This window comes from Pseudomonas sp. SAS7, assembly GCF_052112345.1.
Classification (GTDB): Bacteria; Pseudomonadota; Gammaproteobacteria; order Pseudomonadales; family Pseudomonadaceae; genus Aquipseudomonas; species Aquipseudomonas putida_Q.
Genome location: NZ_JBEGGO010000006.1, coordinates 293,223 through 318,767 on the forward strand (window position 1 = coordinate 293,223; position 25,545 = coordinate 318,767).

The 25,545-nt window shown below is 63.4% G+C and carries 18 protein-coding genes; 2 read left to right on the forward strand and 16 right to left on the reverse strand.

Annotated elements, in window-relative coordinates; translation table 11 throughout:
* Positions 1–14: 14 nt before the first annotated feature.
* From ABI582_RS12600 to pip, 7 genes are all read right to left on the reverse strand, one after another.
* Entirely contained in the window at positions 15–749 is a 735-nt protein-coding gene (locus ABI582_RS12600) for an amino acid ABC transporter ATP-binding protein (protein WP_264363484.1), read from the reverse strand.
* Positions 742–1,704: an amino acid ABC transporter permease gene (locus ABI582_RS12605; RefSeq protein WP_442119327.1), complete on the reverse strand. Its 963-nt coding sequence runs from the start codon at positions 1,702–1,704 to the stop codon at positions 742–744. The genes ABI582_RS12600 and ABI582_RS12605 overlap by 8 nt, the downstream gene beginning before the upstream one ends.
* Before the next feature lie 77 nt (positions 1,705–1,781).
* Positions 1,782–2,579 (reverse strand): transporter substrate-binding domain-containing protein, encoded by a 798-nt coding sequence (locus tag ABI582_RS12610; protein ID WP_024717349.1) that lies wholly within the window; start codon positions 2,577–2,579, stop codon positions 1,782–1,784.
* A gap of 277 nt (positions 2,580–2,856) precedes the next feature.
* Positions 2,857–5,430, reverse strand: coding sequence for a glucans biosynthesis glucosyltransferase MdoH (gene mdoH, locus ABI582_RS12615; protein WP_442119328.1), 2,574 nt, complete (start codon positions 5,428–5,430; stop codon positions 2,857–2,859).
* Entirely contained in the window at positions 5,423–7,162 is a 1,740-nt protein-coding gene (locus ABI582_RS12620; protein ID WP_338745479.1) for a glucan biosynthesis protein G, read from the reverse strand. The genes mdoH and ABI582_RS12620 overlap by 8 nt, the downstream gene beginning before the upstream one ends.
* A gap of 263 nt (positions 7,163–7,425) precedes the next feature.
* Positions 7,426–7,863: a D-aminoacyl-tRNA deacylase gene (gene dtd, locus ABI582_RS12625; protein WP_338745480.1), complete on the reverse strand. Its 438-nt coding sequence runs from the start codon at positions 7,861–7,863 to the stop codon at positions 7,426–7,428.
* Positions 7,860–8,831: a prolyl aminopeptidase gene (pip, locus tag ABI582_RS12630; protein ID WP_016489576.1), complete on the reverse strand. Its 972-nt coding sequence runs from the start codon at positions 8,829–8,831 to the stop codon at positions 7,860–7,862. The genes dtd and pip overlap by 4 nt, the downstream gene beginning before the upstream one ends.
* Positions 8,832–8,999: 168 nt before the next feature.
* Here pip and ABI582_RS12635 point away from each other — a divergent pair, with 168 nt between their 5' ends.
* A complete protein-coding gene (locus ABI582_RS12635; RefSeq protein WP_442119329.1) occupies positions 9,000–14,492 on the forward strand; it encodes a dermonecrotic toxin domain-containing protein in 5,493 nt (1,830 codons plus the stop codon).
* A 62-nt stretch (positions 14,493–14,554) separates the two neighbouring features.
* Here ABI582_RS12635 and hutG read toward each other — a convergent pair whose 3' ends face one another.
* The 7 genes from hutG to hutC all read right to left on the reverse strand — a co-directional run bounded on the left by hutG (position 14,555) and on the right by hutC (position 22,997).
* Positions 14,555–15,358: an N-formylglutamate deformylase gene (gene hutG, locus ABI582_RS12640; RefSeq protein WP_442119330.1), complete on the reverse strand. Its 804-nt coding sequence runs from the start codon at positions 15,356–15,358 to the stop codon at positions 14,555–14,557.
* Between the two features lie 10 nt (positions 15,359–15,368).
* On the reverse strand, positions 15,369–16,574 hold the full coding sequence (gene hutI / locus ABI582_RS12645; RefSeq protein WP_442119331.1) for an imidazolonepropionase: 1,206 nt from the start codon (positions 16,572–16,574) through the stop codon (positions 15,369–15,371).
* Between the two features lie 16 nt (positions 16,575–16,590).
* Complete coding sequence (locus tag ABI582_RS12650) at positions 16,591–17,994, reverse strand: amino acid permease (RefSeq protein ID WP_442119332.1); 1,404 nt, start codon at positions 17,992–17,994, stop codon at positions 16,591–16,593.
* Positions 17,995–18,145: 151 nt separating this feature from the next.
* The gene (hutH, locus tag ABI582_RS12655; protein WP_132845208.1) at positions 18,146–19,678 is read right to left on the reverse strand and encodes a histidine ammonia-lyase; all 1,533 of its coding nucleotides are present in this window, start codon (positions 19,676–19,678) and stop codon (positions 18,146–18,148) included.
* Between the two features lie 108 nt (positions 19,679–19,786).
* A complete protein-coding gene (hutU, locus tag ABI582_RS12660; protein ID WP_442119333.1) occupies positions 19,787–21,460 on the reverse strand; it encodes a urocanate hydratase in 1,674 nt (557 codons plus the stop codon).
* 257 nt (positions 21,461–21,717) lie between these two features.
* Positions 21,718–22,290, reverse strand: a complete 573-nt coding sequence (locus ABI582_RS12665; protein ID WP_442119334.1) for a HutD/Ves family protein — start codon at positions 22,288–22,290, stop codon at positions 21,718–21,720.
* A complete protein-coding gene (hutC, locus tag ABI582_RS12670) occupies positions 22,287–22,997 on the reverse strand; it encodes a histidine utilization repressor (protein ID WP_169725194.1) in 711 nt (236 codons plus the stop codon). The genes ABI582_RS12665 and hutC overlap by 4 nt, the downstream gene beginning before the upstream one ends.
* Before the next feature lie 144 nt (positions 22,998–23,141).
* Between hutC and ABI582_RS12675 the strand changes: the two genes are divergently transcribed.
* Complete coding sequence (locus ABI582_RS12675) at positions 23,142–24,506, forward strand: formimidoylglutamate deiminase (protein ID WP_442119335.1); 1,365 nt, start codon at positions 23,142–23,144, stop codon at positions 24,504–24,506.
* Between the two features lie 115 nt (positions 24,507–24,621).
* On the opposite strand, the gene ABI582_RS12680 is transcribed toward ABI582_RS12675, so the two are convergent.
* Both ABI582_RS12680 and bamE read right to left on the reverse strand, forming a co-directional pair.
* On the reverse strand, positions 24,622–25,194 hold the full coding sequence (locus ABI582_RS12680; protein WP_019472570.1) for a lipocalin family protein: 573 nt from the start codon (positions 25,192–25,194) through the stop codon (positions 24,622–24,624).
* Positions 25,191–25,445, reverse strand: coding sequence for an outer membrane protein assembly factor BamE domain-containing protein (gene bamE, locus ABI582_RS12685; RefSeq protein ID WP_003249234.1), 255 nt, complete (start codon positions 25,443–25,445; stop codon positions 25,191–25,193). Before bamE ends, ABI582_RS12680 begins: the two co-directional genes overlap by 4 nt.
* Positions 25,446–25,545: the final 100 nt, after the last annotated feature.

Genomic DNA, 25,545 nt, shown 5'->3' on the forward strand with positions numbered 1-25,545 from the left:
CCGTCCACCAAGTTTCACAATACCTGGCGCAGGAACGCTTGCGCGCGCGGGTCTTTCGGCGCATCGAAGAACGCCCCAGGCGCGGCATCTTCCAGCAGCTTGCCATGGTCGAAGAACAGCACCCGGTCCGCCACTTCGCGGGCAAAGCCCATTTCATGGGTGACGCAGACCATGGTCATGCCTTCCTGGGCGAGGGTCTTCATCACGTCCAGCACTTCGCCGACCATTTCCGGGTCAAGCGCCGAGGTCGGCTCGTCGAACAGCATCACTTTCGGGTCCATCGCCAGGGCACGGGCAATCGCCACGCGCTGTTGCTGGCCGCCCGACAAGCGCGACGGGTACTCGTTGGCCTTCTGCGAAATGCCCACCTTCTCCAGCAACGCCCGGGCCTTGGCTTCACGCTCCGCCTTGTTGCGCTTGCGCACCACCTTCTGCGCCAGGCACAGGTTTTCCAGCACGGTCATGTGCGGGAACAGGTTGAAGTGCTGGAACACCATGCCGACCTCGCGGCGGTAGGCGTTGATGTCGGTCTTGGGGTCAGCCAGTTGCAGGCCGTCGATGGCGACATGGCCTTCGTCGAAATGCTCCAGGCCGTTGAGGCAGCGCAGGAAGGTGGACTTGCCCGAACCCGATGGGCCGAGCACCACCACCACTTCGCCCTTGGCAACCTGGGTGGTGACGTTGTCCACAGCCCGTACCACGTGGCCACGGGTGTCGAAGACTTTCAGCAGGTCACGGACTTCAATCACTTTGCGCAAGCCTCCGCTCGAGCCGGCTGGCCAGGTGCGACAGCGGCAGGTTGATCAGCAGGTACAGACCTGCCACGCAGAACCAGATCTCGAAGGTCGAGAACGAGGTGGTGATGGCCTCCCGGCCGCTCTTGGTCAGTTCGGTGATGGCGATCACCGAAACCAGCGAGGTGTCTTTGACCAGGCTGATGAACTGGCCCGCCAACGGCGGCAGCACACGTTTGAAAGCCTGCGGCAGGATCACGTGGCGCATCGACTGGCCAGCGTTCAGGCCCAGCGAGCGGGCGGCTTCGTTCTGGCCCTTGGCGATGGACTGCACGCCAGCACGGACGATTTCCGCCACGTAGGCGCCGGTGAACAATGCCAAGGCCGCCACCCCGGCGAACTCGCGTGACAAGTTGAGCACAGTGCCGATGAAGAAGTAGAAAATGAAGATCTGCACCAGCAGCGGCGTGCCACGCACCAGTTCGACATACACGGTTGAGAGGTCACGCAGGGTCGGGTTGCTGGACAACCGGCACAGGCCAGCGAACAGGCCGATGACCAGGCCCAGGGCGCCAGACACCACCGACAGCCACAACGTGGTCCACAGGCCCCAGGCGAGCGGGCCGGCTGCCCAGTGGCGGGTGACACCGATCTGGTCGCCTTCGGCCACATCGTCACCGCGGCTCAGTTGCAGGCTGTCCTTGGCTACTTCGAGCACCTGCTCGTCACCTTGCTCGTCCTTCAGCGTGACGCGGGCGTTATCGCCGGAAATTACGATCTCCTGGACGGTGCCATAACCGGCAGCGCGCTGAACGTCTTCGGCCTTGTAGGCGAAGTACTGCGGTACGCGGTTCCAGCGCCACTCGTAGGACATCATCGAGGTGGCCATGTACAGGCTGATCGCCAGGCCGACCAGCACCAGGGCGGTCAGCCCGTGCCAGGGCCACTGGGCTTTCTTGTGTTTGATCACGTGGGGTACTTCCGTAAATGCGAACGCGCAGGGTTTGCCTGCGCGTCGGGGTCAAAGCCGGGCTTGTGGCCTGGGCCTTATTCCATGTCCTTCAGCCAGTCCTTGTTCTTGAACCACTTGTCGTGAATACGATCGTAGGTCCCGTCATGCTTGATCTGGTGCAGGAAGTTGTTGATGAAGTTGATGCTGTCGTAGTCGCCTTTCTTCAGGCCGAAGGCCAGCGGCTCGTAGGTGAAGGGCTCTTCGAGGAACAGCAGCTTGCCGGCACCGGCCTTCTCCACGGCTACCACGTTGTATGGCGCATCGTAGACGAAGGCATCAGCCTTGCCGTTGACCACGTCCATCACCGCTTCCTGTTCGTTGTCGTAGCCGTGGTACTTGGCTTTGCCGATCAGCTTCTTGGAGACCATTTCACCGGTGGTGCCCAGCTTGGAGGTCAGGCGGTACTTCTCGTTGTTCAGGTCCTTGTACGACTTGATCTCGCCCGCCAGCTCCTTGCGGATCAGCAGGGTCTGGCCAACCACGATGAAGGGTTCGCTGAAGTTCAGGCGCAGGTTGCGCTCCTGAGTCAGGGTCATGCCGCTGCCGATCATGTCGAACTTGTCGGTCAGCAGGGCCGGGATGATGCCGTCATAAGCCGTGGAGACCGCTTCGAACTTGACGCCCATGGACTTGGCCATGGCTTTGAGAATGTCGACTTCGAAGCCGATGATCTCGCCACGCTTGTTAGTCATCTGGAACGGCATGTAGGTCGGGTCCATGCCCACCTTAAGGGTGCCGCGCTTGACCGCGTCATCGATGGCGCCTGCCTGGGCCGCAGTTACAGCGACCAGGGCGGTTACACCCACCAGCAGCCGCGAAAGGTATTGCTTGATCATCACCAAGTCCCCTAGCAAGAAAAGTAGCGAATCTTATTGTGTTGGCACGGCCGTACCGGCCGAGGCGTCGTATCGGAATGGGATGCTAACGCATGGCGGCTCGGGGACCTAGCGCCGGGGGGGACTTTGTTGGCCAAAATCCATCAGGCAGGGAAATTGCTGGCGAGGGCTTCGCCCTCGTTTCGCGACACAAGGCCGCTCCTACAGGGGAATGCATATTCCTGTAGGAGCGGCCTTGTGTCGCGATCGGGCCGCAAAGCGGCCCCAAGGTCTGTCAGGCGCCGACGAGTGCCGGTTGGCCTTCGTTCTCTGGGTGCAGCGGCAACAGCGGCGAGTGCGGGTCGTTCTTGATCGACGCGCGCCACACATCGATCCACGCCGCGTTGTGCTCCGCCCACACCTGCTCGTGCAGGCGGGTCAGCGCCACCGGGTCGCTGAGCAGGGCCAGGCGGGTATTGAGGTCCAGCCCTTTCGGCCCGACTTCCAGGGCCTTGGCCACGCGCTCGGCACGCAGCGCTTCAATCGGCGCCGCCTGGCCATGACGGGCAGTGGCCATGGCGCAGGCCAGGGCGTTCTGCCGCGGGTCGACCACAGCCCGCACGAAGCCGTCATGCAGGGCATGCCAGCGGTTTTCGTGGGTGTACTGGTCGGTGGCCAGCAATTCTTGCGGGGTAGCGTATTCCTCGGGGATGAGGAACAGCTTCTCGTCCTTGGCCGCCAGGCCCAGGCGGGTACGGCTGGAGATCACCGAAACCGGAATCGACAGCACCAGCGAGCCAACGATTGGCGCCAGCCACCACAGGAAGCTCGGGTTCAACCACGCCACCAGTGCGGCCCAGGCAATGCCCAGCAGGGTTTGCGGGCCATGGCGGCGCACCGCCTCGCTCCACGGTGTGGAGTCGTCGTCACGCTGCGGCGAGTTCCAGGTCGCTGCCCAACCGAGGAACGCGGCCAGCACGAAGCGGGTGTGAAAGATCATGCGCACCGGTGCCAGCAGCATGGAGAACAGCATCTCCATCAGCATCGACAAGGTGACCTTGATCCGCCCGCCGAATTCGACGGCTCCCTTGGCCCAGATCAGGATAATACTGAGCAGCTTGGGCAGGAACAGCAGCACGATGGTGGTGGAGAACAGCGCCACGGCCTTCTCCGGGTGCCACTGCGGCCACAGCGGGTAGAGCTGGTACGGTTCGATGAAATACTGCGGCTCCATCAGGGTGTTGGTCGCCAGCAACGCCGTCGACAGCACCAGGAACAGGAACCATAGCGGCGCCGACAGGTACGACATCACCCCGGTGAGGAACACCGCACGGTGCACCGGGTGCATGCCCTTGACCAGGAACAGGCGGAAGTTCATCAGGTTGCCGTGGCACCAGCGACGGTCGCGCTTGAGCTCGTCGAGCAGGTTGGGCGGCAGCTCTTCGTAGCTGCCCGGCAGGTCATAGGCGATCCACACGCCCCAGCCGGCACGGCGCATCAGCGCAGCTTCGACGAAGTCGTGGGAGAGAATCGCACCGGCGAACGCGCCCTTGCCCGGCAATGGCGCCAAGGCGCAGTGCTCGATGAACGGCTTCATGCGGATGATCGCGTTGTGGCCCCAGTAGTGCGATTCGCCCAGCTGCCAGAAGTGCAGGCCAGCGGTGAACAGCGGGCCGTACACGCGGGTGGCAAACTGCTGCATACGTGCGTACAGGGTGTCCATGCCCGAGGCTCTAGGCCCGGTCTGGATGATGCCGGCATCCGGGTTGGCCTCCATCAGGCGCACCAGGCTGCTCAGGCACTCGCCGCTCATGACGCTGTCTGCGTCCAGCACGACCATGTACTTGTACTCGCCACCCCAGCGACGGCAGAAGTCGTCGAGGTTGCCGCTCTTGCGCTTCACCCGGCGCCGGCGGCGGCGGTAGAAGATGCGGCCGAAGCCCTTGGTTTCGCGGCACACGTCCAGCCAGGCCTGCTGTTCGGCCACGGCAATGTCGGTGTCGTTGGTGTCGCTGAGCACGAAGAAGTCGAAGCGGTCGAGGTTACCGCTGGCGGCCACCGACTCGAAGGTTGCGCGCAGGCCCGCGAACACGCGAGGCACGTCCTCGTTGCAGATCGGCATCACCAGCGCAGTACGCGCCTCGGGTGCAATCGGCTCGTTGCCGGCGCTGCTGCCCGAAATCTTGTATTTGTCGCGCCCGGTGAGCAGCTCGAGGAAGCCCATCAGTGCGGTCCAGAAGCCCGCCGACACCCAGCAGAACAGGATGCCGAAGAGAATCAGGATGGAGGTTTGCAAGGCATACGGCCACACCTGCACCACGGTATCCCACAGCGGCTGGCTGAGGACTTCGTCAAGGTCGACGAACGACCAGCCCTGGTACGGCAGGATGCCCTTCATGTACCAACCGGCGACGATGGTCTGGCCGATCATCAGGGTCAGCAGGATGTAGCGGCGGATCGAGCCAACCGTGCGCCAGCGTGCCGGCGGCAGCTCGCGCTTGGGTGGCTGGGGGGCGTTGGTACGGCCCGTCATGCGCCGCCACATGCGAATCAGCACGTTGGTGCGCCAAGGCTCGGGCACCACTTTGGTGCGCTTGATCGGCGGGGCGATCTTCAGGCACAGGCGGCCGCTGCCGTCGACGCCGAGCATTTCGGCCTCTTCCAGCTCGGCGGCGCTGCCCACGGTGAGGCGCGGGCCCACCGAGGCCTGCACGGCCTCGGCAGCGTTGGCGGCCGGGTTGGCCGCCAGGCGTTGGTGCAGCTCACTGAACGACGTGCAGCTGGCGAGTTCCGCCCGTTGCTCGTCACTCAGTGGTAGGTGAGCCAGGTACTCGCCAAGCGATACTGGCCTTGCGTTTGAGTTACTCATCGGCAGGCAACTGATAGCTCCAGGTCTCGGTCAGCACCTTCTCGGTGGTGGCCGGGGTCCCGTTGGTGGGCGCCGCATCGGCGGCAGGTTGTTCGGCCTTGGCAGGTTGCTCGGCCTTGACGGCTTTCTCGGCCTTGGCATGCTTGGCTGCGGCCTTGTCCTGCTTGGTGTCCTGGGCAGGCTTGGCGGGCTCGACCGGCACATCACGCAGCAGCGCGGCACGCATTTCGGTCGATTTGTTGGCTTCCTTGACCTTCAGGCGCAGGGTCAGGCGCCAGCCCTTGGTCTCAGGGTTATAGCGCAGATTGTTCTCGACCACCTCGGCGTTGTCACCAACGCTGATCTGGCTGCGCACCGGGGTGTCTTCAGGCAATGCGGCCAGGGCCGGGCCGGCGAAGTCGACCAGGAAGGCCACGCTGCCGTCTGGCTGGCGGATCAGGTTGGACTGCTTGACGTCACCGGTGGAGCGCAGGGTCTGCTTGACCGAACCCAGCTCAGGCGCCTGGAACTTTGCCTCGTCGATGGTCCAGTGCAGGCGGTAGGCGTACTCGATCGGCTTGCCTGCCTCCGGCAGCTTTTCCGGGCTCCAGAAGGCCACGATGTTGTCGTTGGTCTCGTCGGCAGTCGGGATTTCGACCAGGTCGACGGTGCCCTTGCCCCAGTCACCCTTCGGCTCGATCCAAGCGCTTGGGCGCTTCTGGTAGTTGTCGTCGAGGTCTTCATAGTCGCTGAAGGCGCGCTGGCGCTGCATCAGGCCGAAACCACGCGGGTTCTCGACGCTGAAGTTGCTCACGGCCAGGTGTTTCGGGTTGTTCAGCGGGCGCCACAGCCACTCGCCATTGCCGGCGTGGATCGACAGGCCTTCGGAGTCGTGCAGGGCCGGACGGTAGTTCAGGACCTTGGACGGCTGGTTGGGGCCGAACAGGAACATGCTGGTCAGCGGGGCAATGCCCAGGCGGCTGACCTGGTCACGCAGGAACACGCGGGACTGCACGTCGACCACGGTGTCGTTGCCCGGGCGCAGGGTCAGCTTGTAGGCGCCGGTGGAGCGCGGCGAATCCAGCAGGGCGTAGATCACCAGGTGCTTGTCGGCCGGCTTGGGCTTCTCGACCCAGAACTCGGTGAAGCGCGGGAATTCCTCGCCCGACGGCAGCGCGGTGTCAATGGCCAGGCCACGGGCCGACAGGCCATACACATGGCCCTTGCCGACCACGCGGAAATAGCTGGCGCCAAGCAAGGTCATGATCTCGTCTTGCTTGTCAGCCTTGTTGATCGGGTACAGCACGCGGAAACCGGCATAACCCAGGTTCTTGGTGGTTTCCGGGTCGTGTGGCACGTCACCGAACTCGAAGCGGCTCGGGTCGTACTTGATTTCCTCGACCTTGGAAGCGGTGACCTCGTTGATTTTCACCGGGGTGTCGAAATGCATGCCCTGGTGGTAGAACGACAGCTTGAACGGGGTCTTGTCCTTGGCCCACTCGGCCTTTTCCTGCAGGAAATGGATTTTCTGATAATCCGCGAACTTCATGTCACGGAACACCGCCGGCAAATTGCTTTTTGGTGCGTCGTACTTCTGGCCGGCCAGATCCTTTGCCTTGGCTGCAACATCGTCAAGATTGAATGCCCACAGCTGGCCCGCGCTCATCAGGCCGACCACTGCCACACTGGCCATCAGGGCCTTGCGTAGCCGGATGCCGGGGATTCTTGATGCTTTTTGGGGACTAACAATCACGAGCAACCCTCGCCGAAAACAGATCATGAAACCAACGGCCAGCGACAAATGCCGGGTTGGCGAGCACTGTTCGGACCCCGTGAGGGCGTAATGATTCCCCAAACGGATCCAGACAATGCTCGAGTCAGAGTGAAACGAACCTGCGAACGCAGGTCCATGCAGCGCGCGATTATCCAGCAGGTCGCGTGACAACGCATCAGGCTGGAACAACTATTTATCGTACAAAACCCCTTGTTTTCCTATAAACAAAGGGTTTTTTGACCTCATATTTGTAACATAAATGTTACGGGGCCATCATTGACCAGATGCACCTGCATGTCTGCCCCGAACTGCCCGCTCGCCACGTCGGCATGCTGGCGCTTCGCTTGCTGCAAAAGATAGTCGAACAATTCAGCCCCGAGGGCCGGCGGCGCTGCCGTCGAGAAACTCGGGCGCATGCCGTTGCGGGTGTCCGCCGCCAAGGTGAACTGCGACACCAGCAACAAACCACCCCCGACATCCTTGAGCGACAGGTTCATCTTGCCTTGCTCATCGCTGAATACACGGTAGTTCAGCAGCTTGTGCAACAGTTTATCGGCCTGCTCGTGGGAATCTTCAGGCTCGACGGCCACCAGCACCAGCAAACCCTGGTCGATGGCGCCAACCACCTCCCCCGCGACTTCAACCCGCGCACCGCGCACGCGCTGCAGCAAGCCCCTCATGCTTCTTCCAAGGGCAGGTCGAGCAGGCGGCGGGCCATCTGGTCGGCGGCACGCACCAAGGCATCGGTGATGCCCGGCTCGGATGCGGCGTGGCCCGCGTCACGGATCACCTTCAGTTCGCTGTTCGGCCAGGCCTGGTGCAGGGCCCAGGCGTTGTCCAGCGGGCAGATCACGTCATAGCGACCGTGCACGATCACCGCTGGCAGGTGGGCGATCTTCGGCAGGTCGCGGATCAGCTGGTCCGGTTCGAGGAAGGCGTTGTTCATGAAGTAGTGGCATTCGATACGGGCGATCGACAGCGCCCGCTGCGGCTCGGAGAAGCGGTCGACCACCAGGGGGTTCGGGCGCAGAGTGGCGGTACGGCCCTCCCAGGTGGACCAGGCCTTGGCGGCGTGCATCTGGGCAATCTGGTCATTACCGGTCAGGCGCTTGTGGAAGGCCTTGACCAGGTCGCCACGCTCTTCCGGCGGAATCGGCGCGATATAGTCCTGCCAGTAGTCGGGGAACAGGCGGCTGGCACCCTCCTGGTAGAACCACTCGATCTCCTGCGGCCGGCACAGGAAGATGCCGCGCAGGATCAGCCCATGCACGCGCTCGGGGTGGGTCTGGGCATAGGCCAGGGCCAGGGTCGAGCCCCACGAGCCGCCGAACAGCACCCATTTGTCGATGCCAAGGTGCTCGCGAATGCGCTCCAGGTCCTCGACCAGGTGCCAGGTGGTGTTGTTCTCCAGGCTTGCATGGGGCGTGGAACGGCCACAGCCACGCTGGTCGAAGGTGATGATGCGGTACAGGTTGGGGTCAAAGTAGCAGCGGCTCTGGGCGTCGCAGCCAGCGCCCGGGCCTCCGTGGATGAATACCACGGGCAGACCTTCTGGCGAGCCACTTTCGTCGACATACAGCACATGCGGCGCTTCCACGGCCAGATCGTGCCGGGCGTAGGGTTTGATCTGCGGGTAGAGGGTCTGCATTGCGCACTCCGTGTGAGGATATTGACTGCCGTTGGGCATCATAAACCTGAATTGCGCTTTGAGCACCGTCCTCTAGGGCACCGCCGCAAGCCGGGCACACATATTTACCTCCAGCGCGCCAGCCAGAGCCCCGATAGTCCCTTGCCCCATACCTAGCAAGGGCCCGCCATGCCAACCCCAGCCAACACCTTACCTGGCGCTCATTACGCCACCATCGAGCGCAAGATACCCGCCTGGCTCAAGCAAGCCACGCCAGACACCCACCGCGCAATGCGCAACGCGTTGCCGATCCCTGCTTGGCTGGCCACAGCGGTGCAGCAGCTACCGGAAATCGCCAAGGCATGGCAGGCGGAACATGCTCGCCACCGCGAACACCATGCACAGGTGCAGAAGTTGTTCGAACCGCTACCCGACCTGCAAACCCACGCTGCCCAGACCCTGACTGAAGCCATCAAGCAACGCTTCGGGCTCGACCTGGATGTGCACAACACGTACCTGGTCGACGCCCGCCTCATCGACACGACCCGCGCAGGCGACGCGCGCGTGGCGGTGAACCAGGCTACCCGCTCGCTGCTGCACAGCGCCCTGCACAACTTTGACCAGGACGCCGCTGCCGAACACGGCATGGACGCGCCTGGGGCGGCGCTAAAAAAGTCCGTCATCCTCGATCATCGACGCTTCATGGGCACCGTCCCGATCACCAATGCAGTGGATATCGTCGCCGAAGACTTCGCCGACCTGTGCCGCACGCTGGACATCGGTGGCAAGTACCATGGCATGGTGCACGCAATCTATTACCCTGAGGCCACCACGCAGCCAGACACCGATGAAGCCAGGCTGGCCGTTTACCAGACCCTGGGGCGAGCGGAGGTCTCGGCCTTCCGGCAATCCTTGCATTACGCCCGCCTCAAAGGCGATATCGGTGAGACGCTGTACACCGCAGCGCTTGCCGTGCCGGTCGACCAGCCGCTATCGGCAACCTCGCCCCTGACGTTCAGCTATCTCGACCTGTGGGAAGCAGAGCTGACCGGAGTGGTGCTCATTACCCTGCAAGCCGAAGGGCATCAGGCCGTGGGCCTGTATATCCCTGAGGACAGCGCACAGCCACTCAAGGAATTCACAACCCTGGAGGCCTTGCAGGCCGATTTGCGCGACAGGCTGCACGCCAACATCAGCTACCTGGACAAACACATTGCCGACCGTGACAAGGCGGCGACGATCACCCGCCTCAAGGACCGGCTCACGCCCATCGCCTGGAGTGTGCGCGGGTTACTTGAGCGTGTCCCTGACCCACATGCCACCCTGCATCCGGTTGCAAGGCCATTCGGCCACACGTTCCAGAGCGTCATGGCCTTCCAGAAAGCCCAACGGCATGAAAAAGATGTGCTGTTCCACGCAATCCCCACCGAAATCGTCGACCGGCGCACGGCCCAGGCTCACCGGGAATTGATTGCAGGACGCGTGCTGACAGCCCTTAACATCGCCGGTTTCTTCGTGCCCGGGCTGGGCGAGGTAATGCTCGCCGTCTGCGTGGCCCAACTGGCCCACGAGGTCTACGAGGGCATCGAGGCCTGGAAAAACGACGAGCGCGACAAGGCATTCACCTACATGGTCGATGTAATTGAAAACGTGGCGATCATGGCCGCTTTGAGCGCGGCAGCCAAAGCGGCGAGAAACACCGCAGACAGCGAAGCAGGCAGTGCGCTGGAAGAGCCAGAAATAGAACGCATTGATGTGCCGACCCCCTCCTTCATCGAGGAACTGGTAGAGGTTGAGCTACCAGATGGCAGCACGCGCCTGTGGAACCAGGACCTGACCCCCTTCGAACAAGACGTCACGCTGCCATCGCAGGCCAGTCCGGACGGGCTTGGGCTGTACCGCCAGGATGGCAAGATCTGGCTACGCCTTGAAGGCAAGGTATTTTCACTGAAATGGAATGCCGACACCGGCACCTACGGCATCGAGCACCCCAGCAAGGCGGGCGGTTATGAGCCACCGTTGCGGCACAATGGGGCCGGGGCCTGGTTGCAGGTCACGGACAAGCCGCTGAGCTGGTCGGGCATGGCACTGCTGCGCCGTATCGGTCACTTGAATGCCCACTTCGACGAGCCGACGCTGCAACGGATACTTGCCGTCAGCGACACCCACGAAGACGTACTGCGCCGGACCTTGGCCGAGAACCAGCGGCTGCCGGCCTTGCTCGAAGACACCCTGCAACGCTTCAAGCTGGACGAAACAGTCCGCGAGCTGCCGGACGCAAGCACCCGGGCAGCCGCGTTTTCCAGGGCTTACGCTCGCCTTCCGAGCGACCTGACGCCGGGAGCCGGAGCCATACGGCGGGTGTATCCGAACCTGCCGGCCGTCGTCAGCGACGAGCTGGTGCGCGGCGCAAGCGCCAGCGAACTGCAAATGCTCGGCAGCGACAAAATCCCCATGCGCCTTGGCGAGGAGATCCGCGTCTACCAGCAAAACATCCGCCTGGCCCGCGCCTGCGAAGGGTTGTACCTGTCCGGTGTGCCAAACTGGGACAGCGACAGGCTGATCATGCATACACTTGAACACCTGCCAGGCTGGCCCGTCGAGACAAGACTGCAGCTGCTCCAGCGCATGTCCTGGCCTGCCCAGGCGCATGCCATCGGCCCACAAGACGCTCGCCCCTACCACACCATCACCCATGCGGATGCCGGATACATCGTGCACGATGAAAGCCGCCCGAGCACAGCGGTCAGCGCTTATCCAGACCTCTATGCCGCGCTGTACGAGGCGCTGCCAGAGGCCATGGCGCAGCTTGGTGTCGCAGATCAGCAAGCACTGCAACGCCTGGTACAGGAAAGCCCCCTGCCACCCCGCTCGACCGTGAGGGCGGTACTGGGCATGCAACCTGTGCGCCCCGGCTACCGTTCGCCCATGCGCTTGGCCGATGGGCGCCTGGGCTACCCGTTGAGCGGGAGCGGCCCGGCAGCTCAAGGCGCTACCCGCCAGCGCCTGATCGAGGCTGTCGAAGCAACAGGGCTTCTCGCACACACCGGCGCTACGGCGGATCAGGTCCTGCTGTCGCTGACCAGTCGCGGTCTGGGGCCGTCGCAAATACTCGACCATCTGCAGGCGCTGCTGGAGCAGCGCAATGAACTGCAAAGCAGGCTGGCTGACTGGAGCGAAGCCATTTCACCGGACACAGAACAGGCTGCAAGCGACTACAACAGCCTGCGTGACGCGATCATGCAACACTGGTATGACACCGCTCTGGATGAAGGCGGCCAGCACACGGCCGAGCTACGCATCACTCAGGTGCCCTTGGCCGATGTACCTCTGACCCTGCCCGATTTTTTCTACAATCGTGTGCGTAGCCTCAACCTGCTTGACCTCCCGTCAGGCAGGCTCGCTGGCTGGGCACAGCACGAGCGCTTGCTGCAACGTCTGCTCAGGCAGATGCCGCAGATCGAATCGTTGGAAATCAGCCGGCCTTACAATGCCCGGTCAGCACCCTCTTTCTTCATGCTCAGCGTCCCTTCCATCACCCAACTCTTGCCCGAACTGCAAAGGCTGGTACTGACCAACCAGAACATCGCGCTCTCAGAAAACGACCTCAATCTGTTGGCAGAACTTCGCCAGTTGAGGTACCTGGACCTGAGTGGCAACCGCCTGGCCCAGAACAACAGCCCAAGCTTCCATGAACTGACGCTGGATTTCCTGGGCCTGGACCACATGCAACTGGCGCAGTGGCCCATCGGAATTGGCAGTGATGCCCTGGGGCGTATTGCCCACCTGTCCCTGCGCAACAACAGCCTCAGGTCATTGCCGTCGTTCCTGCTCAATGAAGCAGACGCACTGCCCAACCCGACAGTGATCTCACTCGAAGGCAACCCTGTCAACGAAACCCATTTACAGCGCTTGTTGTTGAACGAGCGGGCCGAGACGGCGGGCGTTACCGTGGATGTACCTGCAGAACTCACCGGCCGGCTTGCACGCATACGCGACGAGCGCCAGCAAATGCGCGACGCAATCGACGGCTGGGCCCAGGCGTCCAGTTCGAGCAACCCCTTGACCCAGGAAGCGCTCGCACACAGGCAGCGCATCCAGGCAGCGATCAGCCAGTTCTGGGAGCAACAGGAGCAGGGCCAGCGATACCTGCGCCTGCAACTGGAGGATGTGGCTGTCGAACAGTTCCCCAGGCGGCTTCCAGCATTCTTTGAAGAACGCGTTCAAGCGCTCATGCTGACCCGCACCAGCGGCACCACGTCGCAACTCGACGAATTGCTCAGCCGCTTCCCCAATGTCACCCGGTTGACCATCGATGCGCATCAGGCGGCCACTTCCTCACTGGCGTCTGCCTTGGCACGTCTTCCCCGGCTCAACTACCTGGAGTTTCGCAACATGGGCCTGGAAGTGGATCAGCGCATGCTGGAGACCTTGGCGGGGTTGGAGCACCTGTCGTCACTGGACGTGTCAGGCAACCGTATGGGGACCATCAGCCAGGTACCTGCACGGCTCTCCAGCAACCTGCAATCACTCGCGCTGACCGACATGAACCTGCAAGCCTGGCCAAACTGGTGCGACAGCTTGCTGCCGCTGGAGCTGCTGGACTTGAGTTCCAACAACATCACCCAGTTGCCCGAGCACATACTCTCGAACCTGGACAACCCCATGCCGATCTCGTCGATCGCCTTGTTCGGCAACCCTTTACCGCTTGAAACCATTCTGCGTGTGCGTGCGTTCTCGGACAGCCAGCACAGCTACTCCTTCGCCCTGGATATCCCGGGCAACCTGATGCTGGTCAATTCTTCGAGCGAAGGATCACTGGATCACCCGCACTTCCCTCTGATGGGCGACGATACGCCCAGGCTCGAAGACTGGATGCTTGGCAACGAGGCGCAGAACGAGGCATTGCGCGACTGCTGGGAAATGCTCGAAGGCAGCGATCTGCTGCGGTTGGCGGGCCGCCTGCGCAATGCTGCGCCCTACATCGACCCGGCCTCGCAAGCCAGCTTCTGCGAGCGTGTACGGATGATGCTGGTTGTGGCCGCAGGCAACGATGCCGAGCGCCCGCTGATGGAGAGTATCGCTGCGGCCGCATTGCCTGACCCGGAAACCGGCTCGCAGACCTGCCACGATGGTGCGCTGCAGGAGTTCAACAATATCGAGTTGTACCTGATGGGGCAGCGCCTGTTGATCGAAGCGGGCGATACCTTGCAAACGTTGCGACTACGCCTGTTGCAACTGTTCAGGATCGAACAACTGGAGAAACTGGCCAACCAGCGAACCGGCTCGGGCGACCGGGTTTCGGTGCGGCTGGCCTACCGCCGGGAGCTGGCCAGGGAGCTCGACCTTCCGCTTGCCGACAGCATGCGTTTTCGAAGCGCAGCAAATCTGGCGCCTGATGAATTGTCGCTGGTGCTGGAAAAGGTCCGCAAAAGCGAACTGGGCGATGCCCTGGTCGACTACATGCTGGCCAATACGGACTGGGTTGCACGCCTGCGGGCCGAACATGCCGAGCGCTTTGCCGAAATAGATAACCGCTACCGCCAGCTTGTACTTGAACTGGCCAACAAGGATCACTCGCTTCAGGAGGAACTGAGGCTGCAACAACAATTACAAAACGATAAGGGCCTGGAGGAGCAGGAGCTGTTGCGTGAACTCACCATAGCGCAGATCAACAACTGATTACCCGCTTCAAATGGCGACGCGCATGGCCCGCAGCGCGTCGCCACTTTCACGGGCAAACATCAACGTCCGTACTGCTCCTTGCCCCAATCCAGCAGTGCCTGCAAAAGCTGCTGCAGTACTTGCTGGGTCGGTTGCGCCAGGTCTTCGCGGTAGGCAAATGGCTCGGTTTCATTCATGTAGGTGCTTTGTGCCAGCTCCAGCTGCACTGCATGGATGTGGTTGGCCGGGTCGCCGTAATGCCGGGTAATGTGCCCACCCTTGAAGCGGCCATTGAGTACATGGCTGTAGTTTCGGGCTTCGGCACATACGCCCTGCAAACGCTCGGCCAGCACTGGATCGCAGCTGGCGCCATTGAAGGTACCCAGGTTGAAGTCGGGCAACTTGCCATCGAACAGGTGCGGGATGTGCGAACGGATCGAGTGGGCATCCCACAGCAGTGCATAGCCAAACTGCTCGCGCAACCGGTCCAGCTCGCGGCGAAGGGTGCCGTGATACGGGCGCCAGATCTGCTCCAGGTAGCGTTTGCGTTCTTCGCCAGACGGCGCCAGCCCCTCCTTGAACAGGGGTTCGCCTTCGAACAACGTGGCCGGGTACAGGCCAGTGGTGGCGCCTGCGTACAACGGCTTGTCGTCATCCGGGCGGTTCAGGTCGATGACGAAGCGCGAGTACTCTGCGGCTACCACGCTGGCGCCCAGGTCGCGGGCGAAGTCGTACAACTGCGGGATGTGCCAGTCGGTGTCCGGCAAGCTGCGCGCTTCGTCGACCAGGCCGTCGCGCACGGCGTCGCTCAGGCGCAGGCCGGCGTGCGGCATGCTGATCAACAGCGGCAGGCGGCCTTGGTGAAAACTCAGAACCTTGTCCATCGTGCCTCGCTCAGTTGGAGATTTCGTGGCCTTTGCGCACTACGCGCTTGGGCAGGTCGCCGCCCAGCCAGTAGGCCAGGTCGGCGGGGCGTTCGATTTGCCAGGCGACGAAGTCGGCTACCTTGCCCACTTCCAGCGAGCCGTGGCTGTCGCCCAGGCCCAAGGCCGTGGCGGCATGCACGGTGACGCCGGCCAAGGCTTCTTCCGGGGTCATGCGGAAGCAGGTGCAGCCCATGTTCAGCATCAGCCGCAGCGACAGCCCGGGCGAAGTGCCGGGGTTGAGGTCGCTGGCCAGGGCAATCTTCACCCCGTGGCGGCGCAATGCGTCCATGGGCGGCAACTGGGTTTCGCGCAGGAAGTAGAAGGCGCCCGGCAGCAGCACGGCGACCGTGCCGGCTGCGGCCATGGCAATGGCGTCTTCCTCGGTCATGAACTCCAGGTGGTCGGCCGACAGCGCCTGGTAGCGGGCCGCCAGGCTCGAACCATGCAGCGACGACAGCTGTTCGGCGTGCAGCTTGACCGGCAGGCCCAGCTCACGCGCCTTGATGAACAGTCGCTCGACCTGGGCCGGGGAGAACGCCAGGTGTTCGCAGAAGGCATCCACCGCATCCACCAGGCCTTCGGCGGCCAGGGCCGGCAGCATCTCGTCACAGATGTGCGCGATGTAGTCGTCGGCCCGGCCGGCGTACTCCGGCGGCAAGGCGTGCGCGGCCAGGCAGGTGGCGCGCACCGCCAGCGGCAGCTCGTCGGCCAGGCGCCGGGCCACGCGCAGCATCTTGCGCTCGTTGGTCAGGTCCAGGCCGTAACCGGACTTGATCTCGAGAGTGGTTACGCCATCGCGCATCAGCGCCTGAACCCGCTGGCGGGCACTGGCGAACAGCTCGTCCTCGCTGGCCGCGCGGGTGGCCCGCACGGTGCTGGCGATACCACCGCCCTGGGCGGCAATTTCGGCATAGCTGACGCCTTGCAGGCGCTGCTCGAACTCGCCGCTGCGGTTGCCACCGAACACCGCGTGGGTGTGGCAGTCGATCAGCCCCGGGGTGACCCAGGCGCCGCCCAGGTCCACCGTACGGTCAGCGTCGACCTGCGCCAGCTCGGCCCGTGGGCCGATCCATTCGATCAGCCCGGCGCGGGTGACGATGGCCGCGTCTTCGATGGCCGAGTAACGGCCCTCGGCCATGGTGGCCACATGGCAATGCTGCCAGAGGGTTCTCATGCGCAAATCTCCTTTGCTAGCGGTGCAGCTCGACTGGCTCTGCTACTGGCTGGCCCTGCCCTGCGCGCGGCTTGCACCACAGCAGGTAGGACGCCACCAGGAACACCACCCAGACCACGCCGACGATCAATGCCGCCTGGGTATCCGGGAAGTAGCCGAGCACGCCAAAGATGAACACCATGAACGCAATGGCCATGGCCGGGCCGTATGGCCAGAACGGTACCGGGAACTTGAGCTGGGCCACCTCTTCACGGCTCATGCTGCGGCGCATGGCCACTTGGGTGAGCAGGATCATCAACCACACCCACACGGTGGCGAAGGTGGCGATCGAAGCGATCAGCAGGAACACGTTCTCCGGGATCAGGTAGTTGAGCAGCACGCCGATCAGCAGCGCGGCGCCCATCACCACCACGGTCATCCATGGCACACCGTGTTTCGACAGCTTGCCGAAACTGCGTGGCGCATGGCCTTGCTGGGCCAGGCCATACATCATGCGGCCAGCACCAAAGATGTCACTGTTGATGGCCGAGATCGCAGCGGAAATCACCACCACGTTCAGCACTGCGGCGGCAGAGCCAATCCCCAGGTTGCTGAAGATCTGCACGAACGGGCTGCCTTCGCTGCCGATCTGCGGCCACGGGTACAGGCACATCAGCACGAACAGGGTGAGCACATAGAACAGCAGGATGCGCAGGGGCACGGCGTTGATTGCCTTGGGGATGACCCGCTGCGGGTCCTTGGCTTCACCGGCAGTCACGCCAATGATCTCGATGCCGCCGAAGGCGAACATCACCACGGCAAAGGAGGCGATCAGCCCGCTTACGCCATTGGGCATGAAGCCGCCATGGTCGAACAGGTTGCTCAGCCCTACGGCATGCCCGGTACCCACCTGGCTGAAACCGAAGGCCATGATGCCAAGGCCGGCCAGGATCATTGCGACGATGGCGCCGACCTTGAGCAGCGACAGCCAGAATTCCATCTCGCCAAAGACCTTGACGTTGCACAGGTTGAGGCCGCCGATGATGAAGACGATGCCCAGCACCCAGATCCAGCGGGCCACTTCCGGGAACCAGAAGCCCATGTAGATACCGAAGGCAGTAACGTCGGCGATGGCGACGATGACCATCTCGAAGGCGTAGGTCCAGCCGAGGATGAAGCCGGCCATGGGGCCGAGGTAGGTGCTGGCGTAGTGGCCGAAGGAGCCGGCCACCGGGTTGTGCACGGCCATTTCGCCGAGGGCGCGCATGACCATGAACACAGCGGCGCCGCCGATCAGGTAAGCCAGCAGCACGGCCGGGCCGGCCATCTGGATGGCTGAGGCGGAGCCGTAGAACAGCCCGGTTCCGATGGCCGAACCGAGGGCCATGAAACGGATGTGGCGAGCATTTAGCCCGCGCTTGAGACCTTGAGCTTGTTGCATGTCACGTCCTTAAATTGTTTTTGTGGTCGTGAGATCAGGGGGCTGGCTTGCAGCCCTTTCGCAGCACAAGGCTGCTCCTACAAGGGAGCGCGTCGCTTTTGTAGGAGCAGCCTTGTGCTGCGAATGGGCCGCACAGCGGCCCCTGGGGGCATTACAGGCTTGGCAGCACACCTGCCGGCAGCAAACCGGTCAAACTACCCTTGGCCAACAGTTCCACAGCCTTTTCGATGTCCGGCGCAAAGAAACGGTCACGGTCATAGTGCGGCACTTCGCTGCGCAGCGCCTGGCGCGCTTGCTCCAGCTTGGCGGAAGTTTTCAGGCCTTTGCGCAGGTCCAGGCCCTGGCAGGCGCCCAGCCATTCGATGGCCAGCACGCCACGGGTGTTTTCGGCCATTTCCCACAGGCGCTTGCCGGCAGCCGGGGCCATCGACACGTGGTCTTCCTGGTTGGCCGAGGTCGGCAGGCTATCGACGCTGTGTGGGTGCGACAGGGCCTTGTTCTCGCTGGCCAGGGCGGCAGCGGTGACCTGGGCGATCATGAAGCCGGAGTTGACCCCACCGTTTTCCACCAGGAACGGCGGCAGCTGGGACATGTGCTTGTCCATCATCAGCGAGATGCGGCGCTCGCTGAGCGAACCGATTTCGGCGATGGCCAGGGCCAGGTTGTCGGCGGCCATGGCCACCGGTTCTGCGTGGAAGTTGCCACCGGAAATCACGTCACCCTCGGCAGCGAACACCAGCGGGTTGTCCGACACGGCGTTGGCTTCGATACCCAGCACCTCGGCAGCCTGGCGCAGTTGGGTCAGGCACGCGCCCATGACCTGCGGCTGGCAGCGCAGCGAGTACGGGTCCTGGACCTTGTCGCAGTTCTTGTGCGACAGCGACACTTCGCTGGCTTCGCCCAGCAGGTCGCGGAAGCAGGCGGCGGTGTCGATCTGGCCGCGCTGGCCACGCGCTTCGTGAATGCGCGCATCGAACGGCGAACGCGAGCCCAGTACGGCTTCGACGCTCAGGCCGCCGCAGGCGATAGCCGCCGCGTACAGGTCTTCGGCATAGAACAGGCCACGCAGGGCATAGGCGGTGGACGCCTGGGTGCCGTTAAGCAGGGCCAGGCCCTCTTTGGCAGCCAGGGTCAGCGGTTCGAGGCCGGCAACCGCCAGGGCTTCGGTGGCCGACAGCCACTGGCCCTTGTAGCGGGCTTTGCCTTCGCCCAGCAGCACCAGCGACATGTGCGCCAGTGGCGCCAGGTCACCGGAAGCACCCACCGAGCCTTTCAGCGGGATGTGCGGGTAGACTTCGGCGTTGACCAGGGCGATCAGCGCGTCGATGACTTTGCGGCGAATGCCGGAGAAGCCGCGGCTGAGGCTGTTGATTTTCAGCACCATGATCAACCGCACCAGGTCGTCATCCAGCGGCGCGCCGATACCGGCGGCGTGGGACAGCACCAGCGAGCGCTGCAGGTTTTCCAGGTCGTGGCTGGCGATGCGGGTCGAGGCCAGCAGGCCGAAACCGGTGTTGATGCCATAGGCGGTGCGGTCTTCGGCAATGATCTGCTCGACACAGGCGACGCTGGCGTCGATGGCCGGCGCGGCGCTGGCATCCAGTTGCAGGCGCACGGGCGCGGCGTAGATCGCGCGCAGCTGGGCCAGGGTCAGGGTGCCCGGCTTGAGGGTGAGTTCGGTCACGTTACTACTCCAAATCGCGTGGAGCCGCAGGCCCGTTCGTGGGTGCCTGCGCGCTCCTTCTTGTTGTTCAGTATCACCCCTGGCGGGGTGCGATCCAAAGCGTGGCGATCAGCCAGTGATCATCGGCAGGTCCAGGCCCTGCTCCTTGGCGCAGTCGATGGCGATGTCATAACCGGCATCGGCGTGGCGCATGACGCCAGTCCCTGGGTCGTTGGTCAGTACACGGGCGATGCGCTCGGCGGCTTCATCGGTACCGTCGCAGACGATGACCATGCCCGAGTGCTGCGAGAAGCCCATGCCCACACCACCACCATGGTGCAACGACACCCAGGTAGCGCCGCCTGCGGTGTTCAGCAGGGCGTTGAGCAGCGGCCAGTCGGACACAGCGTCCGAGCCATCACGCATGGCTTCGGTTTCGCGGTTGGGGCTGGAGACCGAACCCGAGTCCAGGTGGTCACGGCCGATCACGACCGGCGCCGACAGCTCGCCGCTGCGGACCATTTCGTTGAAGGCCAGGCCCAGCTTGGCGCGCAGGCCCAGGCCAACCCAGCAGATACGTGCTGGCAGGCCCTGGAAGCTGATGCGCTCGCGGGCCATGTCCAGCCAGCGGTGCAGGTGGGCGTCGTCAGGGATCAGTTCCTTGACCTTGGCGTCGGTCTTGTAGATGTCCTCGGCCTCGCCAGACAGCGCCGCCCAGCGGAACGGGCCAACCCCGCGGCAGAACAGCGGACGGATATAGGCAGGGACGAAGCCCGGGAAGTCGAAGGCATTGGCCACGCCCTCTTCCTTGGCCATCTGGCGGATGTTGTTGCCATAGTCGAAGGTCGGCACGCCCTGCTTCTGGAAGTCCAGCATGGCCTGCACGTGCACGGCCATCGACTGCTTGGCGGCCTTGACCACTGCAGCCGGTTCGGTCTGCGCGCGGTCGCGGTACTGCTCCCAGGTCCAGCCGGCGGGCAAGTAGCCGTTGAGCGGGTCGTGGGCGCTGGTCTGGTCGGTGACCATGTCCGGGCGCACGCCACGCTTGACCAGCTCTGGCAGGATTTCGGCAGCGTTGCCGTGCAGGGCGATGGAGATGGCCTTGCCCTCGGCGGTGTACTTGGCGATGCGCACCAGGGCGTCGTCGAGGTCGTTGGCCTGCTCGTCGACGTAGCGGGTTTCCAGACGGAAGTCGATGCGGCTCTGCTGGCATTCGATGTTCAGCGAGCAGGCGCCGGCCAGGGTGGCAGCCAGTGGCTGGGCGCCGCCCATGCCGCCGAGGCCTGCGGTGAGTACCCACTTGCCTTTCAGGCTGCCGCCGTAGTGCTGGCGGCCGGCTTCGACGAAGGTTTCATAAGTGCCCTGGACGATGCCCTGGCTGCCGATGTAGATCCAGCTGCCGGCGGTCATCTGGCCGTACATGGCCAGGCCTTTGGCGTCCAGTTCGTTGAAGTGTTCCCAGTTGGCCCAGTGCGGCACCAGGTTGGAGTTGGCGATCAGCACGCGCGGGGCGTTGCTGTGGGTCTTGAACACGCCGACCGGCTTGCCCGACTGCACCAGCAGGGTTTCGTCGTCTTCCAGGCGGGTCAGGGTTTCGACGATCTTGTCGTAGCATTCCCAGTTACGGGCGGCGCGGCCGATACCGCCGTACACCACCAGTTCTTTCGGGTTTTCCGCAACCTGTGGGTCGAGGTTGTTCATCAGCATGCGCAGTGGCGCTTCGGTCAGCCAGCTTTTGGCGGTCAGCTTGTTGCCACGTGGGGCACGGATTTCAACGTCACGGTATTTGTTGTTGTCGGTCACGGGAAAGGTCCTCTGCGGTCGTCCGCGGGCGGGTATGTCGTGGTCAATATACAAACACACCTTTACTTGTATGTACAAGCATCGACAACCAAAATATTCGGACTGATTCGCTAGCAGGCTGGGAAAGCTGGGGCCGCTTTGCGGCCCTTTCGCGACGCAAGGCCGCTCCTACAGGTGACCGCGCCAGCCTGGGCAAACGCAGTCTTTGTAGGAGCGGCCTTGCGTCGCGAAAGGGCTGCGCAGCAGCCCCGGCTATCTCAACGTGTAATGAGTTCGATCAGGCAGAACCGCCCCAATACCTCCAACCCAAGCAACTCATCGTTGCCCTCCAGCCGCAAGCAGTCATACAACCCCAACCGCTCCACCTCACGCCCCGCCATGGCCACTTCCACGTGGCTGCTGGCAGCAAACAACAGCACTGTCGACGCCGAGCTGTACAACCGGCTCGTGCCATCAAACCACTGCAACCTCGCCCGGTACCGCTGCGGTGCATAGATCAGGTTGAAATCGCGGATCGGCCCGCCCAGCAGCTTGCAGCTGACCTGGCTTTCACCGCCGAAGGCAAAGGCATCAAACGGCAGCAACGGCCGGCTGGGCTGGCCATCGACCAACAGGCGCATGCCGTCGCCCTGTAGCACGGTGATGATGCGCTGGTAACCGGCGAAGGTGGAAAAGCCGCCAGACTCTTCGATATCAGCAATCGACAGGCGCCAGCCAAAGCCGTCCAGGCCCTCGCCGCTGTCGCGGGTGATCTCTTCGGTGAAACCGCCACCGTTCTTCCACGGCATGCGCGGGTAATCCTGCGCGCGCAACAACTGCAGCTGGCTCATTTGCTGAAACGTCCTTCCAGGCGATGACGGGAACCGGGGTGGATCAGCCGCGCAGCGGTTACCGGCTGGCGACCGGACCAGGTACGACGGCGGATCAGCAGGCAAGGTTCGCCCCGCTCGATCTGCAGCAGGCGGCATTCTTCCGGCTCTGCCAGGATGGCTTCGACCACGTGCTCACCCTCTGTCAGCGGCGCCACCTGGGACAGGTAGGCGTAAGGCGTCTGCCGGGTGAAATCCTGCTTGAGGTAGTCGGGTGCGATCGCCGCGTTGACGTAGCGGTCCTCGATCTGCACCGGCACGCCGTTCTCGAAATGCACAATCAGCGAGTGGAACACCCGCTGGCCTTCGCGCATGTCCAGCGCCAGGGCCCGCTCGGAACCGGCTGCCTCCTCGGTGAGCGTGATCACCTGGCAGCTATGCTGATGACCGCGTGCGGCAATTTCATCGGCAATGTTGTTGACTTCGAACAACGCCGAACGGCCCTTGGGCTCGGCTACGAAAGTGCCGACCCCTTGCATGCGCACCAGCAGGCCGTCGGCCGTGAGTTCGCGCAGGGCACGGTTGATGGTCATGCGGCTGAAGCCTAGCTCGTTGACCAGTTCACTCTCCGAGGGGACCCGGTGATGCGGCGGCCAGCTGCCGTTGTCGATCTGCTGGATGATCATCTGTTTGACCCGGGCGTACAGCGGCGCCGGGCCCTCGCCCATCTGGGCAACCAGCGCGGAGACAGGAGGTGTCGGCACGGCGTTGGATCCTTGTGCATAGGGAATGAGCGGTAGCTTGCCGCAGTTTACCCGGCAGGCAAACGCCTGTATATGTATATACAAGTTAACAATAACAGGATTTGACCGATGTCCGCCTACTTCGCCGAACGCGCTCTGTTGCCTACGGGCTGGGCCAGCCATGTCCGTATCGAGGTCGCCAGCGATGGCCATGTGACCCGCATCGAGCCGGGCGCTTCGGCCGAAGGCGCCGAGCGCCTGGCCGGCCCATTGCTGCCCGGCATGCCCAACTTGCACTCGCATGCCTTCCAGCGTGCGATGGCGGGCTTGGCGGAAGTCGCCGGTAACCCCAACGACAGCTTCTGGACCTGGCGCGACTTGATGTACCGCCTGGTCGGGCAGATCAACCCGGACCAATTGCAGGTCATCGCCCGCCAGCTGTATATCGAAATGCTCAAGGCCGGCTATACCTCGGTGGCCGAATTCCATTACGTGCACCACGACCAGGCAGGCAAGGCCTACGCCGACCCGGCCGAGCTGTCCCGCCGCATCAGCGCGGCCGCAGCCGACAGTGGCATTGGCCTGACCTTGTTGCCGGTGCTGTACAGCCATGCCGGGTTCGGCGGGCAGGCACCGAACGACGGGCAGCGGCGCTTCATCAACTCAACCGAACAGTACCTGCAACTGCAAGCGCAACTGGCCCCGCTGCTGGCCGCGCAACCCGCGCAGCATCTGGGCCTGTGCTTCCACTCGCTGCGTGCGGTGACGCCAGGGCAGATCGCCGAAGTGCTGGCGGCCAGCGACAAGCAATGCCCGGTGCATATCCATATCGCCGAGCAGCAGAAGGAGGTCGACGACTGCCTGGCCTGGAGCGGCCTGCGCCCGCTGCAATGGTTGTACGAGCATGTGGAGGTGGACCGTCGCTGGTGCCTGGTGCATGCCACCCATGCCGAGCCGGATGAAGTCACCGCCATGGCCCGCAGTGGCGCGGTGGCTGGGTTGTGCCTGACCACCGAAGCCAACCTGGGCGACGGGATTTTCCCGGCGGTGGACTTCCTGGCCCAGGGCGGGCGTATGGGCATTGGCTCGGACAGCCATGTGTCGCTAAGCGTGGTGGAAGAACTGCGCTGGCTGGAATATGGCCAGCGGCTGCGTGACCAGCGACGCAACCGCTTGTACCGCGGCGATCAACCGATGGTCGGGCGCACGCTGTACGACGCCGCGCTGGCGGGCGGTGCCCAGGCACTGGGGCAAGCGGTCGGTGAACTGGCCGTGGGCAAGCGCGCCGACTGGCTGGTACTGGATGGGCAGGACCCCTACATCGCCCTGGCGGATGGCGATGCCATTCTCAACCGCTGGCTGTTTGCTGGCGGGGATCGCCAGGTGCGGGATGTGATGGTGAATGGGCAATGGGTGGTGCGCCAGGGGCGGCATGCCCAGGAAGAGGAAAGCGCGCAGGCGTTTGCCGGGGTGCTGCGGCAGCTCTTGGGTTGAGCGTATTGGGCTGCTTTGCAGCCCTTTCGCGACACAAGGCCGCTCCTACAGGGGAACGCGTATCCCTGTAGGAGCGGCCTTGTGTCGCGAAAGGGCCGCAAAGCGGCCCCAAAAATCAGTGCATTTTTACGATTTGCTGATCGGACGCCCGCCAGATCAGCCGGCTGGTGTCATACCCCTGCTGCCGCGCCTTGGCCAGCAGGTGCTCGCGCTCCCAGGCCGGCAACGTCGGCGTGCGTGACAGTATCCACAGGTACTTGCGGTCCGGGCTGCCGACCACTGCCGTGCGGTAGCGATCGTCCACGTACAGGATCCAGTATTCGCCCCGCGCCACGCCAGGCACCAGCTTGGTAAACCAGTTATCGAACTCTACCCACAGCTTGTCGGTGTGCCCCGGCTCCTGGATGCTTGCGTGCCCCTCGGCACGCAGCCACTCATCACCCATGGTGCGGCAACGGTTGAGCACACCATACGTGCCATCAGGCTTGAGGTTGTAGTGCGCCTCGGACTGCTCGCAGCCGGTCTGGTAGCGCATGGGCAGGCGCGCCAGCTCGAACCATTTGCCCTGGTAGCGCTTGAGGTCGACGTTGCCAGCGGTCTTCGGCGCCAGCGGGTCGTGCACGGAGCCCGCACAACCGCCCAGCAGCAACGCCAGGCATACCCCCATCAGCAGGTACAGACGCCTCATTTGAGGCCCTGCCCTGAATACATCAGCACCTTGTCAGCCGCGTACTGCACGCTGATGAAGCTCTTCTCGTCCCCCCAGGTGCAGCTGCTCATGCCCAGCGCGCCAGAACACTCGGTCGGCGTGCCGAGCAGCTGCTCGACCTCGGCCTTGTTCATACCGGCCTTGATCTTGGAATAGTTTTCCTGGTTGATCTTGCTGCACGCAGTCAGGACGACGCACAACGACAACAGGGCGAGGGAACGCAACGACATGAAGGACACTCCTGGAGAGGGGAAACAGGCGAGTGGCCTGCAGTGACCTTCGACGGGAAAATCCCTCCCAGGTTCCCTGCCCTACCCACTTTGCCCCTAC